The organism is uncultured Clostridium sp., from assembly GCF_947072515.1.
Classification (GTDB): domain Bacteria; phylum Bacillota; class Clostridia; order Clostridiales; family Clostridiaceae; genus Clostridium.
This window is the reverse complement of the sequence record NZ_CAMTIG010000039.1, coordinates 1-14,936: the sequence shown is the minus strand read 5'-3', so window position 1 is coordinate 14,936 and position 14,936 is coordinate 1. Positions and strand designations below refer to the sequence as shown.

General features: G+C 27.9%; 23 protein-coding genes. All 23 read right to left on the bottom strand.

Going from position 1 to position 14,936, the window contains the following annotated elements; all coding sequences use genetic code 11:
- Positions 1 to 8: 8 nt before the first annotated feature.
- Positions 9 to 971 (bottom strand): hypothetical protein, encoded by a 963-nt coding sequence (locus Q0W06_RS13545; protein ID WP_297636601.1) that lies wholly within the window; start codon positions 969 to 971, stop codon positions 9 to 11.
- On the bottom strand, positions 971 to 1,351 hold the full coding sequence (locus Q0W06_RS13540; RefSeq protein ID WP_297636598.1) for a hypothetical protein: 381 nt from the start codon (positions 1,349 to 1,351) through the stop codon (positions 971 to 973). Before Q0W06_RS13540 ends, Q0W06_RS13545 begins: the two co-directional genes overlap by 1 nt.
- Before the next feature lie 11 nt (positions 1,352 to 1,362).
- The gene (locus tag Q0W06_RS13535; protein ID WP_297636595.1) at positions 1,363 to 2,298 is read right to left on the bottom strand and encodes a hypothetical protein; all 936 of its coding nucleotides are present in this window, start codon (positions 2,296 to 2,298) and stop codon (positions 1,363 to 1,365) included.
- A gap of 83 nt (positions 2,299 to 2,381) precedes the next feature.
- Positions 2,382 to 2,942 (bottom strand): phage virion morphogenesis protein, encoded by a 561-nt coding sequence (locus Q0W06_RS13530; RefSeq protein ID WP_297636592.1) that lies wholly within the window; start codon positions 2,940 to 2,942, stop codon positions 2,382 to 2,384.
- Positions 2,935 to 3,171 carry a hypothetical protein gene (locus Q0W06_RS13525; RefSeq protein ID WP_297636589.1) on the bottom strand — a complete coding sequence of 79 codons (237 nt, stop codon included), beginning with the start codon at positions 3,169 to 3,171 and terminating at the stop codon, positions 2,935 to 2,937. The genes Q0W06_RS13530 and Q0W06_RS13525 overlap by 8 nt, the downstream gene beginning before the upstream one ends.
- A complete protein-coding gene (locus tag Q0W06_RS13520) occupies positions 3,171 to 4,880 on the bottom strand; it encodes a phage minor head protein (protein ID WP_297636586.1) in 1,710 nt (569 codons plus the stop codon). Before Q0W06_RS13520 ends, Q0W06_RS13525 begins: the two co-directional genes overlap by 1 nt.
- Positions 4,846 to 6,111: a DUF935 family protein gene (locus Q0W06_RS13515; RefSeq protein ID WP_297636584.1), complete on the bottom strand. Its 1,266-nt coding sequence runs from the start codon at positions 6,109 to 6,111 to the stop codon at positions 4,846 to 4,848. The genes Q0W06_RS13520 and Q0W06_RS13515 overlap by 35 nt, the downstream gene beginning before the upstream one ends.
- Before the next feature lie 8 nt (positions 6,112 to 6,119).
- The gene (gene terL / locus Q0W06_RS13510; RefSeq protein ID WP_297636581.1) at positions 6,120 to 7,613 is read right to left on the bottom strand and encodes a phage terminase large subunit; all 1,494 of its coding nucleotides are present in this window, start codon (positions 7,611 to 7,613) and stop codon (positions 6,120 to 6,122) included.
- Complete coding sequence (locus Q0W06_RS13505; protein ID WP_297636578.1) at positions 7,603 to 8,373, bottom strand: hypothetical protein; 771 nt, start codon at positions 8,371 to 8,373, stop codon at positions 7,603 to 7,605. Before Q0W06_RS13505 ends, terL begins: the two co-directional genes overlap by 11 nt.
- 124 nt (positions 8,374 to 8,497) lie before the next feature.
- On the bottom strand, positions 8,498 to 9,187 hold the full coding sequence (locus Q0W06_RS13500; RefSeq protein ID WP_297636575.1) for a recombinase family protein: 690 nt from the start codon (positions 9,185 to 9,187) through the stop codon (positions 8,498 to 8,500).
- Positions 9,188 to 9,275: 88 nt separating this feature from the next.
- Positions 9,276 to 9,527 carry a hypothetical protein gene (locus Q0W06_RS13495; protein WP_297636572.1) on the bottom strand — a complete coding sequence of 84 codons (252 nt, stop codon included), beginning with the start codon at positions 9,525 to 9,527 and terminating at the stop codon, positions 9,276 to 9,278.
- 337 nt (positions 9,528 to 9,864) lie between these two features.
- The gene (locus tag Q0W06_RS13490; RefSeq protein ID WP_297636569.1) at positions 9,865 to 10,740 is read right to left on the bottom strand and encodes a tyrosine-type recombinase/integrase; all 876 of its coding nucleotides are present in this window, start codon (positions 10,738 to 10,740) and stop codon (positions 9,865 to 9,867) included.
- Between the two features lie 32 nt (positions 10,741 to 10,772).
- On the bottom strand, positions 10,773 to 10,964 hold the full coding sequence (locus tag Q0W06_RS13485) for a hypothetical protein (RefSeq protein ID WP_297636566.1): 192 nt from the start codon (positions 10,962 to 10,964) through the stop codon (positions 10,773 to 10,775).
- A gap of 66 nt (positions 10,965 to 11,030) precedes the next feature.
- A complete protein-coding gene (locus tag Q0W06_RS13480; RefSeq protein ID WP_297636564.1) occupies positions 11,031 to 11,537 on the bottom strand; it encodes a hypothetical protein in 507 nt (168 codons plus the stop codon).
- Positions 11,537 to 11,893 (bottom strand): hypothetical protein, encoded by a 357-nt coding sequence (locus Q0W06_RS13475; RefSeq protein WP_297636562.1) that lies wholly within the window; start codon positions 11,891 to 11,893, stop codon positions 11,537 to 11,539. The genes Q0W06_RS13480 and Q0W06_RS13475 overlap by 1 nt, the downstream gene beginning before the upstream one ends.
- A 47-nt stretch (positions 11,894 to 11,940) precedes the next feature.
- Positions 11,941 to 12,333 carry a YopX family protein gene (locus Q0W06_RS13470; protein WP_297636560.1) on the bottom strand — a complete coding sequence of 131 codons (393 nt, stop codon included), beginning with the start codon at positions 12,331 to 12,333 and terminating at the stop codon, positions 11,941 to 11,943.
- The gene (locus Q0W06_RS13465; protein WP_297636558.1) at positions 12,333 to 12,515 is read right to left on the bottom strand and encodes a hypothetical protein; all 183 of its coding nucleotides are present in this window, start codon (positions 12,513 to 12,515) and stop codon (positions 12,333 to 12,335) included. Before Q0W06_RS13465 ends, Q0W06_RS13470 begins: the two co-directional genes overlap by 1 nt.
- Positions 12,512 to 12,745: a hypothetical protein gene (locus Q0W06_RS13460; RefSeq protein ID WP_297636555.1), complete on the bottom strand. Its 234-nt coding sequence runs from the start codon at positions 12,743 to 12,745 to the stop codon at positions 12,512 to 12,514. Before Q0W06_RS13460 ends, Q0W06_RS13465 begins: the two co-directional genes overlap by 4 nt.
- 35 nt (positions 12,746 to 12,780) lie before the next feature.
- Positions 12,781 to 12,960 carry a hypothetical protein gene (locus Q0W06_RS13455; RefSeq protein ID WP_297636552.1) on the bottom strand — a complete coding sequence of 60 codons (180 nt, stop codon included), beginning with the start codon at positions 12,958 to 12,960 and terminating at the stop codon, positions 12,781 to 12,783.
- The gene (locus tag Q0W06_RS13450; protein WP_297636549.1) at positions 12,960 to 13,532 is read right to left on the bottom strand and encodes a hypothetical protein; all 573 of its coding nucleotides are present in this window, start codon (positions 13,530 to 13,532) and stop codon (positions 12,960 to 12,962) included. Before Q0W06_RS13450 ends, Q0W06_RS13455 begins: the two co-directional genes overlap by 1 nt.
- A gap of 1 nt (position 13,533) precedes the next feature.
- Positions 13,534 to 13,749, bottom strand: coding sequence for a hypothetical protein (locus tag Q0W06_RS13445; RefSeq protein ID WP_297636546.1), 216 nt, complete (start codon positions 13,747 to 13,749; stop codon positions 13,534 to 13,536).
- A gap of 1 nt (position 13,750) precedes the next feature.
- On the bottom strand, positions 13,751 to 13,888 hold the full coding sequence (locus Q0W06_RS13440) for a hypothetical protein (RefSeq protein WP_297636543.1): 138 nt from the start codon (positions 13,886 to 13,888) through the stop codon (positions 13,751 to 13,753).
- An 11-nt stretch (positions 13,889 to 13,899) separates the two neighbouring features.
- Positions 13,900 to 14,936 (bottom strand): hypothetical protein (locus tag Q0W06_RS13435; RefSeq protein ID WP_297636540.1); only part of this gene is annotated, 1,037 nt, incomplete at its 5' end.

Here is a 14,936-nt window from a genome sequence, read left to right as displayed (position 1 = left end):
AAAACCACCTATAAAGTTACATTATATCTTTCAAACTGCTTAACATTAATAACAAGAGGAAGAGGAGCTGATTTAGCCCATAAACCTTTAGAACCATTTTGTTCTGTAACTCTAGTTTCATTAGCTAATAGTCTAGCTTTTACAACTTTAGCCGCATTAGTTTTTATATCTCCATATGTTAAACCAGCAAAAGCTATTCCCATAACAAGAGGGTTATAAAGAACTACTTTATTAGCTGGATCTATTTTTTTATGTCTTGATAATAATCCAATTTTCATATCATTTATAGTTAAATACATACTAGCTGGATCAGCTGGATTTCCATAAACAGTAACTTTATTTACATTTTGTTTGGCGTTTAATGCTTCAGCTTTTATTTTATTAAAAATATTTATTCCTACATCAATAGTTGGAGTAATTGAATATTTAATATAATACTCTGAAATAAGAGAACTGATTTCATCAGTTACATTTTTACCAGTTAAAGTTAGCGATTTTTCTTCCTCTAATCCCATATCAATATCTTCATCATGAGGTCCTTTTGTTTTTCCAGTTAGGAAAATTTCAGCTGCCATAATTTCTTTTCTATTTTCAATTGAAGCCTTTAAAATTGTTGAGTACTTTTTCTTCAATGTATCTTCAGCAGTTAAGATTTCACCTTTATCTGTATACTCTGGAATTCCAGCATCTAAAGCTAGTAAATCAGTAGCTGAGTAAGTAATTTCTCCTCCAACTATTGGTGGTTCTACTTCTAGTTTATCGAATCCATTAACTTTTATTATTGGTAACTCATCATTTCTATTAACAATACCAGCTTCAGTAAAATGAGTATATAAATCATCTAATCTAATTTTTTCTGTTATAGAGTCATAATAATTATTACTTGCTGTAAATTTATTTAAATATGGCTGAGGATAGCTATATTTTGCAGCCGAAATTAAAGCTATTATCATTATCATTGTTTTATTCATTATTCATTCACCTCTTTACCTTCAATTGCATCTAGTACAAATGTTCCCATCTTTTGTAATTCTATAATTGCATTAAAATCTGTTGCAAATTCTATTCCTACAACCTTATCTTTTAAAACGTCAGCTGAAGTAGTAATAGATCCCTTAAAATCTGTTGAAGAAGTTTTATTACTGCCGACATAAATTCCAATTGGGATATTCAAACCATCCGCTCCAGCTTTATCATATGGATATAATTTTCCATCAGTTGTTTTTATAGCCATAGCTTGTCCATGTTTTAATTCTGTTTCAGAACCAGCTATAGTGTAATTTCTATCGCCTCTATATCTCTTCAAAACTAAGTTCTGAGATTCAACCCTCTCTCTAATAACTCTTGACATATTTACCCTCCTTAATTTCCACCATGTATTCTTGCTGCATACTCTTGTGGAGTTTCTTCTTTTTCTTTCTTACCTTCAAACTCTGTAATAACTTGACCTTCCTTTAATATCTCTGGCATTTTTTCAAAAATAGCTGTCAATAATTCAATTGGAGACTCTTTCTTTCCAGCAAATTCATAGTTGTTTGTATCTGAATTTAGATAAAGTGTCTCTATTTTTGCTTCTGTTAAGATCTCTTTCATAGCTGGAGTAATCTTATTATTATTTGTTTTCATAAACTCTGCTGCTGACTCTTTAGCTTTTAATTTCTTTTCAAATTTTGCCTCAAACTCTTTTTCTATTTCGGCTGTAGTTTTAGGATTAACCTCTTCTATTGCTGCTATTTCAACTCTTTCAGCGGCAAACTCTCTAGCTAAATTATAAACAGCTTGTTTGTCTGTAACTTTTAACTGTAAACTTCTCATTAATTGACTTAACTGCTCAACTGTTAATGGTGTTGCAAATATAAATGATAATACATCTTCAAATTTCATAATTCCTTTGGCCTCCTCAAATTCTAAATCAGATGGTTCTATAAATGAATTTTCTTCAAACTCTGCCCCTTCAACAGCTGGATTAACCCCCAATGGTAATAAAGCTATATTAGTTAATTTATCTCCTGGTATTTCAACAGATATTCCTTTAAAAATATTGTCGGAATGATATACTTTCCCCTTTTCATTTAATTCTATATTTGCAAAAACATCTACTTTATTACCGTTATTAACTAACTCAAATCCAGAAAATTCTCCAACTTTAGGCGGTGAATTCCCTTTCCATTTTGAAGTATGGATAAAAATAGCATTTGACTTTGTAGCATTACCAAATATTTTTTTTACTCTTTCTGGTGGATAATCACCTTGAGGATAATTTCCACTTGAAAAAATTTTTACTCTTTTTTTACTCATAATTATCACCTCCAGTGAGAAAATAAAAAAAGTCCAGAGTATACGAAAAAATCGTATAACATCTGGACTCAAGGTCTCTCTTTTTATTTAAAAATATGCTTTTTTGTTAAATTCGCATACTTATTTTTCATTTTATCATTTATTCCTAAAAATTTCCTTTCAGGAACAACAACTTCTTTTTGGAGTTTATATAGGAATTCTAAATTTTTTCCTTTTTTATCAAGTTTCCTAACAATATATAAGGCGTTTTTTGCTTTTATACAAATTGTATCATCAAAATCTCTTGGAGAATTTCCTTCAGCTTTTTTATTTATTGGAATTGCTAAGTATTTACCTCTTTTAGGCTTTATCACTCCACCATATTGATGTATGCGTGCGTACGGAACATTAGTTCCAACTGCTGCTGTATTTCCATAAGTATAAGTTGTAAAACTTCGTTTTAAAATTCCTGTTCTTGCTAATGTTTGGCCACCTCTTCTATTTTTTTTCCAAGATTGACCATCTGGACCACGCTGATTTTTAAAATTCAGCTGAGTTTCTTTTTGTATGTCCATAGCAATAGTTTTTAACAAAGGCTCTAAATTTTCAGTTCGTTCTATTTTTTCAGCAATAGAATGAACTAATCTGTCTAAAGGCTTACTCATCGAAAAACCCCATATTTATTAATACTTCTAAAAATTCATGCTCTCCATCAGCTTCTAACTTCTCTTTAAAAGCTTTATTAATTTCAGTTATTTCATCCTCTAAGAAAGTATCTTTTTGGCATAAAGAATTGTAATAAAGCTGATACTCATTAAATTTATTCTTATCTTTTAAAGTTGCCTCTATCTCCTGGAGTTTACCTTGTAAATCTAATTCTATAAATTTATCCACTATAAAACCTCCTTTTTGAATAAAGCATTTATAAAATAAACAGCTTCATAACTACTTATACTATAATCTTTTTTTTCAATTTTTTCAATAAATTTATTGTAATTATTATTAAAATAATTTTCTATAACTTCATCCGAATATTTTCCTTTTAGTGAATTAGTAATAAATTTCTTATAAATATCTTTTATCTCACTACTTTTAATTATATCTAAATCATATTTTAAAATATAGTCTACTAGTTTTTGAGGATTTTTAATTTCTTTAAACATTATAGTATTTTTATCTAAAATAGAGAGCATATCAATTCTCCCAATTTCTAAAAGCTTTTTACCAAAATCAGAAATAGTTTTAGCTGATTTGAATTGATCTAATTTTTTTAATTTAGGTAAAGAATCTACTAGAATTTCTATATATGAATTTGAAATTTCTTTATATGTTGCTCCATGAGCTTCTGCAAGATAAGTTCCTATTGTTTCTGCCATAGTTTCTTCTAACTCATGATAAACAAGATTTTTATAATCGTTTGCACTTGCATGAAACAATTCATGGAACATGGTTTTTATTTTACTTTCTGTACTTCTTTTGTCTCCAGTTTTAAAAGTAATATTTGTTACTCTTCCATCTCTAGAAAATCCTGTTGAACCATAAGCTTGCATTGATTTATGTGAAATTACAGAATCGTTACCCAATCTTTTATTTATCTTTGTAGCAATTTCTCTTTCTACTACTGGTTTAAATTTATTTATTTCAAATTTTTCCATATAAGGTTTTGCATTTTCAATAACCTCCAATTTTCTAGATAAAAAATCTACTTCTTTTTCTTTTTTAGTTACACTATTTTTTAAATTTTCAAAATAATGTTTAGCTGGATTTCCTTCAAACTCTTTTAAATCTAAATCAAATTTTTGTTTTGAAACTTTATAATTATTCTCTTTTATATCTTCATAACTTAGTGGAATAACAGCCCCTCTACATCCATAATGATTTGGTGGATAAATAGAATCCCAAATAGGATCATCTGCTCGATAGATTACACCATCTAATTTTCTACAAGTTTCAGTTGTTCCATCATCTATCACAGAGTCATACATCCAATATGGAAAAGAATCTGTTACTTCCATCTGTTGCTTATAAGCACCAGCATTATATGCACTCATTAAATTTGTTCTAAATACATTTTGTAAATAATATCCATCTTGGCCAAGACCAGATTTATCTAAATAAACTTTAATATCTTCTTTAAAACTTTTAAATGTACCACCATTTTCCATATGTTTTTCAAGTTGATTAAATATTTTTTTTGTTACCTCTAAGTCATTTGATTTTTTTATCCAAATAAAATTATTTCTAATTTCCTCTGTTATTTCTTCAACAGTATTAATGTCAATTAATTCTTTTGTTGTTAAATAATTTATTGCATCATGGAACTCTAAATCAAATACATTTATATCTTTTGAAAATTCCGACGGTCGGAAAAATGTTTTTTTCGAATTAATATAACCTAAAATTTTACTTAAAATAAAAAACTCTTCTAAGATGCTATAATCAATAAATATTTTCTTTATATCTCTTATGTTTTTTATTTTATCAGTACCTTTATATATATTTTTAGATATAACTTTTGAAAAAGGATTAAATACATCATTTAAATTTTTTATAAAACTATTTAAGTTATTAGTTATAATTTCTTTTTTGGTAACCCCTGGCAAACTCCACAGTTTCTGGAATTACATCTATAATTTTATCTTCAGGTATGCCGTATTTATCTGCAATATATTCCTTTTTGACTCCATATCCTAAGGATTTCATAGTTTCAAATATAATTTTTTCAGTAGTTGCATCTTTTTGCCTTATATCCGATGATTCTTTTTTTGAGATTTCTTTTTCAAAACTCAAAATATAATTATTTGAATCATAACCAAAAAATGCCGCATCTACTTCTAAACATTTCTGAAAACACTCTCTTATAAATTTTAACAAGTCCTCTTCTTGCTTTTCTTGTTCTTTCTGTTGAACTTGATCTCTTGAAAAACTACCAACTCCTCCTTGTGAACTTGAATAATCAGCAGCAAGTATATATTTAGAAATCTCTGATTTCCATCTATCTTCTAATTTTGTATGAATTTCTATACTTAAATCAGCTAAAGAAATAAAATGAACAGAATCTTTCAAAGAACCATCCCATACAGGAATACCGATAGCACTTTTCCCTTTTATATTTTTTAGCTCTTGTCCCCTAGCTTTAATATCTTCTTCAGTTTCATTCGGATCATAAGCAAATACAACAATAATATCTCCATATCTTTCAGATATACTTCTCATTTTTGAAGTTATCCCCTTTTTAGCATCATATGTTTCTTGTAATGGCTCTAAATCTGATTTTCCCATAACATTTTTTAGAGTATCATTATATGTACATACCACATACTTATATGGATTATCTAATGAGATTTCCTCTCCAATGTTAACAAACCAACCTTTTTCTTTCTCAAAATTTATATATTCCTGAGGAATATTGACTAATTTTTTTATTTTATATGTTTCATCACATACAATTTCAAATGCCCCATATCCATAATATCTTATATTATGTACTTCTTTCATAAATTTATTAATATCTATTCCTGATAATCTTTTCTCTATCTCTTTTGAAAGGTTATTTTGTTCAGCTTCATCAATACATTTTATCTTCCACTCTCTAGATCCAATCGCTAGATTTAATTTTCTTACAGCAAAAGCTATATCTATATCTTTTAACATTTCAGATATAACTTCATCTGTTAAAACTTGTGTTTCATAACTCCCACTTAGACTCATTAACTTTTGCATTACTCCATTTAGTATTTCTGGATGTAGATTCTCTGGTTTAGTAAGTTTTATTGAATTATTTGATGTCTCAATTGATTTTGAACTCATAAACTCTTTTAATTTTTTTAACATATTTCCTCCTAAAAACTAATCACTTTAGCTTTCATTGATACTCTATTTCCTCCTCCTGCTCCAAATCTTCCTTGTTGGACTATCTGCCCCGCATAACTAGATACATCAACAGCATCATCATGAGCTGCATTAGGAAATTTTATAAGTTGCTCTTCATATTCATATAATTGAGGCATACTGGCATTAAAGTAAACTCTTCCATTTTCAACTAATATTGAGAATGGAACAGCTCTTGTTACCTTATCTCCTTCAGCTTTTAAAGCTCTAATAGGTATCATTTCTCTTTTTGCTTGTTGAAGTAATCCTGTTCCTGATTGTTTATCCTCTATAGCTTGAAAAAGTGGATTCCATTTTCTTTTCATTTCTTTTATAAGAGGCCATTGATCTGGAACTTCAACTTTCTTTAAAAATAAATCTAATAAAAATAAATATCCATTTTTAGAAACTCCCCAAGTTCCAATTGCCGTTGAGTCATTTGCTTTATTTACTTTTAAGGCTGTATCTATTGTCTGAAAAATCAATAAGTCCTTTAGATTTAACTTATGTGTTCCTAATTCATCCTCATACTCAAGATATTCATTTGATATCATATTAAAATATTTAAAATGTTGTCTTTTAAATATTTCTCCATTTTCTGCACTTGGCCTTTGTTGATATAATGCATTCCACTCTATACTTCCTACAGCTTTTTTAATTCTTTCAAGTTCTTCTCTAGAATATCTTTCTGGCCATAAAACTTCACCAATTTCTCTACCTAAAATATCATCCTCTTCAGCTAAAGCTGGAAAATTAATAAGATCAAATACTTCTCCCGTTTCTTTTTCCATCTCTTTTAATAAGTATCCCGCTAAATCTTCATCATGCCATCTAGTTTGAACTATTATTACTCCTCCTCCAGGAGCTAATCTAGTTCTTAAAGTTGACCTATACCAATCTAACATCGTTTTTCTACTTCTTTCAGATTGAGCTTCTTGTCTATTTTTAATCGGATCATCTACTATTGCAATGTGTGCTCCTTTTCCAGTTGCCGCTCCACCTACTCCAGTTGCAGTTAATCTTCCTCTATAACCTTCTATTCCCCAGTTTTTAACCGATGAACTATCTTTAGATAGCTTTAGTCCAAATATGTCTTGATGCTTCTCAAATGTATCTCTACATATCCTAGAAAAGTCCTCAGATAAGTCAGCTGAATATGATGAAATAATAACTTCCCACATTGGATTATTTCCTAAAGCCCAAGCTGGAAACTTCTTTGTTACTGTTTCACTTTTACCATGTCTTGGTGGCATACAGACTATCATTCTTGGACTTTTACCTTCTTGAACATCTTTTGTAAACTTTTCTAACTTATCTATTAAATACTCTAGATGTCTACCTACTTGATAATTACCTTCCCCATCCTGAACTAAAAACTCTTTTAAAGAAGATTTCATCTTTAGTCTTGCTCTTTTTCTTCTTTCAAGTTCCAGTGCAGCTTTAAAAGCAATATTATCATTTACCATTTATAAGCTTCTCTAACTCTTCATCTGTTAAATCAGCAAGATTGATATTAACATTATTAACTATTGTTTCTTTTCTATCTTTTCCATATTTATCTGGAGCTAGATTCTCTAATCCAAATATTATTGCTTTTGTATCTCCTGGAATAACTTTTGTAACCTCTTTATTCTTTTTATATGAGCCATTATGATTGTACCCATCTTCTTTATGGCTCTCAACTATTTCCTCTCCAAAAGCTTTTTTATCTAAAGCTCTTTCATATTTCCACTTTCTTTCAGCTCCAAATTTAGACTCTTCATATGCATCTTTAAACTCTGGTCTTTTCATATACTTATGAAAGGTAGCCTCTGATATTCCTAATAATTCAGCTAAATCCTTTTTAGTATATTTAGACTGTCCTATTGTATTTAATTGTGATGCATACACTCTTAATTTACCTAGCATATCTGGTCCATATGGAGAATTATTTTTAACTTGTTTTTCAACAGTTGAATTTAATATTCCAGGAACATCTATATAATCAGATAAATCATTCCAATTATGCCTTTGAATCCAGTTTTGAATCCTTTGTGGAGTTAATCCATACTTTTTAGCAATACAGCTTTTACTTAATTTCTTAGATCTTGTTATCTCTGGAATTAATTCACAGTATGATTCATAATCTTTTAAATTAACTCCTTCATCCTTTAAAGCTTTAGCAAGAAGAGTTCTATACTCACTATAAGCCTTTCTGTACTTGGCCGTTCTTGTTATATCTGCCATTGTTTATACCTCCTTTGAATCATAAATAAAAAAGTCCAGAGTACACGAAAAAAATCGTATAATCTGGACTCAAGGTCTCTCTTTTATTTAATTGCCTTTTAAAGTTTATATCTATATAATAATATTATTTATTTTCTAATTCAAGTTCTTTTACATATTTATAAAAACTATTTTCTGATATTCCTGCTAATTTCCAACATTCTTCATTATTTAGAGAACCACCAAATCTTTTAGAATGCTTGAGTATTGTTTCTTTAGCTTCAATACTTTTCTTAGTTTTAAAACTTTTTCCTACTTGACCACCAATTTGCTTTCCATTTAATCTTGCAGTTTCTATACCTTCTTTTGTTCTTTGTCTAAGATCCATTACTTCTTTTTCAGATTGATCAAATGCTATTTTTATTTGTTCCTCAGCTAAAATTCTAAATACCTCATTTGTTGCATTTATATATAAATCAGCTATCTTATTTCCTGTTTTTTCTAATTCTCTCTCTACAGCTCTTTTATATGTTCCTGTATTAATATATTGCTCTTTTAAAAAAATTAACTCTATACCTTTATCCATAAGTTCAAAATACTCTTTTATTCCTTCAACGCTATTTCTGCTCATTCTTGACACTGAGTCAAAAACTACCACATCACCTTTTTTTAATTTATTTTTTAATTTTATCCAGTTTGTTCTTTGTAAACTTGTACCTGTACAAACCTCTTCAACAATATCAGCATCTGGGTACTCTCTTATTATATTTCTAATCTGTCTTTCAATACTTTGACTTTTTGTTGATATTCTACAATATCCATAAGTTTTTTTCATCTTAACACCTCACTCTTAACCACCATTAATTTTATGGTTATATAATACCAAGTTTTATATCTTGTGTCAATATAATTTTAAGGTGTTTTTATAAAACGTTAATTTTGAGGTTATTCTTTAGAGTTCCAACTTTATATATTGCTCCACTTTCATTTTCTTTACTACTTAATTCACATCTTTTATCTGTACATCTAAAGTTCCAATACACTCCATCACCACCAACAACACTTTCGCTATCTGTTCTCCCCTTAATTACAACTGTTTCCCCTTGTATTTTCATTTCAACAGTCGCTAACTTCTTCCCACACTTTTTACAAACTATTTCTAAGCTATTACTCATTAATCCTCTCCCGTAATTTTTTCTGTTGCTGACCGAGGTCCATTTCGCTATTAAAACCAACTTAGTTTTAAACAGCAAGCCCGAACACTCGGCTTAACGATTATAGTCTTTTTTTTAAACAACTGTTTAACTCTTTATATTAACAATCCTAATATTATTCTACTGTTTAAACTCTAAAGTTTAGTCCTCACGATTTAATCATGAATATTAGACATAATATAGCATAAATATGTCTCTTTCACTTTTCTTCATCTAACTATTGATTTTATTATATTTATAGCAAGTTAATAGTCCTATCAAAAACATAAAAAACTGTTCATTTAGTCTGTTTAAAATTCTATCCATATTTTTTAGCAATTTTTTGCATTCTTTTTCTCTTTTCTTCAACAGATCTTTCTTTATATATTCTTAAAGTTTCTAAATTTTTATGTCCTAATTCATCTGCTAAAGTTTGGATATCTGTTCCTATATTTATCTCATTTACTGTATAATGTTTTCTTAAATTATGTGGAAAACACTTTTCTTTTTTTAATTTAGCTTCTCCAGCATATTTTTGCATTAAAGAATATACTGTTTTTCTATCTAAAGCTTTATCTAGTTTTCTATTAGATTTAAATATATAGGATTCACTTTCAAAATCTTTAGTAAATTTCTTTAATTTTGATTTTAGTGATGGAGGCAGTATTAAACTTCTTGTTCTTCCTTTCAAGGTAACTTCTATCATTAAATCTTTTAATTGAAAAACTTTTAAACTTAAAGCTTCTGAAACTCTCATTCCTGTTAATGTCATTGTTAAAAATAATAAATAATCTCTTTCATTTGCTTTTAATGCCGCTTTGAGAAGCCTCTTAACCTCTTTAACAGATAACTCTTTATTATAGTTTATATCCTTTATCTTATGCTTTATATGAGGAATATTTACTCTAATAAGTTTCCCATACTCATTTATAACACTTAATTTTGTTACTATTCTATATCTTTCATAAATATATTTTATAAATATCTTTAAACTATTAAAATATGCTGCAACACTTCTTATACTAATTTTTCTTTCTTCCATTAAATATTTTTTATAATTATCAACTATTATTGGATCTATATTAATAATTTCTCCAGAATACCAATTGATAAAGATAGAGATATTTCTAAGATATGTTTTTATTGTATTTTCACTCAGATACTTTTCTCTAAAATATCTTTCTAAATCATTCATGTCCCCTCCATTTATAACAAAGCCACCTGATATTATTCAGATGGCTCTAAGTCATTATTTAATTTTGACATTAAACTATTTCTAGTCATTAGGCTAAAAATCATAGGTATTCCAACTTCGGCTCTTTTAGACAATTCTACCAATTTAGAATACTTAATGTCTCCATGTTTTTCCACTTGCTCCTTAAGCCATTTTAGTATTTTCTCTTTTTTCTCTCTATCCATTCCGACCGTCGGAAACCTCCTTATTTAACTTATTTTAAAAATATTATCAGTTTACAAAATTTTGTACTAATAATCTTGTGATAAACTCCAAGATTCAACAAGTCTTTTATCTAGTTTATTTTGAGTTACTCTTATTTCACTTTCTATGTACTCAACTGTTTGTAGTCCGTTATCATCAACTTTTATTACCCATGTAGCTGTTCCACTTGGTGTAGAATATAATCCATTTGGATCAGCTTGAGGCAAGGTTGTTCCATTTATTTCATACCTTTCAGGATTTGTATATTGTGTTGAATAAGGTATTCCAAACCCTATACATTTACCTTCATATATCCATTTACCATTCATAATATTTTTAGTATAAAGATAATTTATAACTTTAGGATTATCTCTCATTTCTAATATTTTTTTCAATGTTTTCTTTTCATAAAAATTACTTATATTTGGCAAATCAACTGATAACATAGCTATTTTTGATAATTCTTCTTGCTTTCTTCTCTCCATATCAGTAGATGATTCTTCACAGCCTACAAATAGCCCTAAAACAGATACTAACATTAATAATTTCTTCATTATAAGTTCCCTCCCATAATATCATTTAAAAAATATCTTAAATTTGGGTTCTCTATTAATCCAGGATTCATATTTGCAAATTCTATTTTTATATTATTTGCTATTGTTTTTTTATCTTCTGGACTCGCTAAATCATATTGCATTTTATAACTATTTAAAGTTTGAGCCATATTTTCTGTATATGGCTTTGAACTTTTAAACACTTCTCTCTCTTTATTTTTTAAAGATTTTGCATACTCTGTTCCTATTTTTTTATTGTAAAACATATTGTATTTTGCTATCCAAAATGGTAATGATAAAATACCACCCAATAATATTATTCTACTAATTAATCTTGTTTTATTAATTATAATCATTTAATTCCCTCCATTTTAAAATTCCGACGGTCGGAATTTTATTAAATTCACTTTTCATAGATATTTCCAACTATTTCCATAATTTCTGTATCATGTTGTTTTATATAATTTTTTATAATTGGAAAAGTTGGTGTATTATCAACTAAAAAACAAAATCCTTCTATTTCCACAAGTTCTCCAGAATCCATTCTTCTTTTCCATTTTCCATAACTACAAATAGTTATTATTTCCTCTTTATTTTTATCTAATAATTTTAGTTTATCTCCCTCATAAATAAAATTACCATTTTTATCTTTATATGAACTTTTTCTCATAATAATTACATCGGTAAACGGTACCTGTTGTGCATCTTCATTTTCAATACTTTTATTCCAATAGTTTATAGCATCAACTTGTATCATTTTTTTATTAATCTCATCCCAAGCTCTAATCTCTAGCATTATTTTGCCAACTCCCAATCTTCTATTTCTAATAAAATTAATGGCCCTTCTATTTCTCCATCAAATTCATTTGTTTCTAAAGTACACTCCATACCTTCTTCAACGTAATGAAATTTAACCTCTTTTCTAGTTCTTAACTCTGCAACCAAATCCCTAATATCAACATTACTTAAATCTATCATTTATTTTCCTCCAAAAGTTCTTTTAATAATTCTTCTCCCCAAATTCCTGAATATAACCCTTCTAAAACATTTATAGCAACTTCTATTTTTGCAGTATGATAACTTGTAAATGTTCCTTGTTCTTCATTTATTTTATTTAAATGTTTCATACCAATTATGACATGACCTAAATGTTCCATGCAGTTAAAATCACAATTACTTACATTATCACTAAACTTAAATAAATTCATTTTTACACATCCTTTTGTTTAGTTCGTAGCTTTTATTAAAATATTTTCATCTTAACGCTAAACCCAATAAATTTAACTTTAACCACAAGATATTTTAATTTTTCAGTATTCTTTATAAATTTATATCTAACTTGATAATTTTTTACTTCTCCATCAATTCCAAGTCTTCTGATTATTTGATCTAGCCAGTATCTATTATTTGGAAATTTCTCCACTATTCCACCTCGTTTTTATTTAATCTGCTATTAAACAGCCCTGAAAAAGTTTCGCTTTTTACAATATTTCTAATTTCTTTTAAATAGATTTCAAACAATTTAAATACTTCATCTGTATCTTTAAAAATAGTTGGACTCCAATATCCTTTCTTTAAGCCTTCCCCAAAATCATATTCATCATGTAAACTATAATTTTTATCCTCTCTAATAGCTTTAATACACTTTTCAATAATAAAGCTTTCTTTATCTCCTCCACAACAAGGTCCTTCATAAATATCTATACTATTTCTAATAAAATCTTTAAATTCTCCTGTTAAAATAAATCCATATATCCATGATTTTTTATTCTTTGGAACTTCCATAGCTTTTTTAAATACTGTTTCATAATCCATTACAAACATTTCATATTTTTGAAATATAAAATCCTTTTCATCTAATCTATAGCTTTTAAATTCTGATTTTATTTTATTAAAAATCTCTATGTTATTTTCTATAGTTTCTTTATCAAAAGCATCTGTTAGAGACAGAATACTTTTCTCTAGTTTATCTTTTTCAATATTTTTATCCTTCATTTCACACCCCATTATTTTTTAATGTCACAATCAAAATCAATAATCCGCTCAAAGTTAGAAATAGGGATGCCACCAATGAAACATCCCATATTTTTTTGTTATTCCCTTTTCTCTCTACATCTAGAGTTGTAACAAAAATTGTTACTCCAGATCCTGTCATACAAAATCCAAATATTATAAACCAAACTTTCATAGCAACTAGGATTGCTTCACCCATTTTATGCCACCTCTTTGGCCTTACTCAATACCTTTCCTAATTCTTTTGCTAAAGTTACTTTAGCATCCATTTTTATATCTAATATATCTATCTTCTCTAACATTTGCTCTGTTATAAACTCTAATACTACTTCACTCATTTTTCTCTCCTCTAAACAAGTATTCTATACTTTAAAAAATCATAACCTTTATTTACATAATACATTTTTTCTAAATAATTTTTTGATTCTAAACTACTTACATACCTTGAAACAAGACCTTGAGTTACTCCAAGTTCTTTAGATAAAGTAACTTCAGTAGGAAATATTATATAGTCTTCTTCTTTTCTAGCATACTTTTTCATCAACACTAATAATTTAAACTCAGCTTGACTAATTAATTTATGCATAACCAATCTCAATAATGCAGGACTTATCATTACATATCCTCTATTATATTGCCCTTTTCTGTTGTATACATAAATATCTCCATACTGTTCCACAAGTTTTTTATCTAATAGATCCTCCAAAACTCTTTTTCTTGTTTGATCATGTAAAAAAACTTTACCAGTTTTTTTAGTAGTACATTTATCTCTTATTTCATCAAATGTTAATCCATCTGGGAATATTTGTAAAAGCCCTAGAAAAACTAACTCATAACCTGTTATATTTTCATAATTTTTTTCAAATATTTTTGTATCAAATTTTATCGGAGTATTTTCAAACTCTAGTTTTGGTTGAATTATTGGACTAAAACATTTTTCTTTCTTACAAAATTTTTCAACTCCATCAAATTCACATCCAAGTAGTTTATACTCCTTATCCCAAACCGAATTAAAATTCCTTTGAAGTTCTGATAAGCTTTCCATTGGTTTATTTTTTTTATTCCACATTTGCAAAACTTCTAAAGCTTTGTTTTTATCCAGTTTCAATATATCTCTAAAATAATATGTTAATCTTAAAGTTGCTGTATGTCTTTCACCTCTTTTAACTCCAGCTAACATTTTTGAGATACAGTAAGATTGACATCTACTTGCAATTTTAACTAACTCTCCATTTGGTAGCTTTGTTAAAACTTCTGTAGCTTCATTGTCCTCTATTACAAATTTTTCAAATAGTTCTAGTGAATATTCAACTCTATTTGTTTCTATTATTTCACACCATTTATCATTTTTTTTATTAACTGTTCCTGGTAATCTTAAAACTTTTG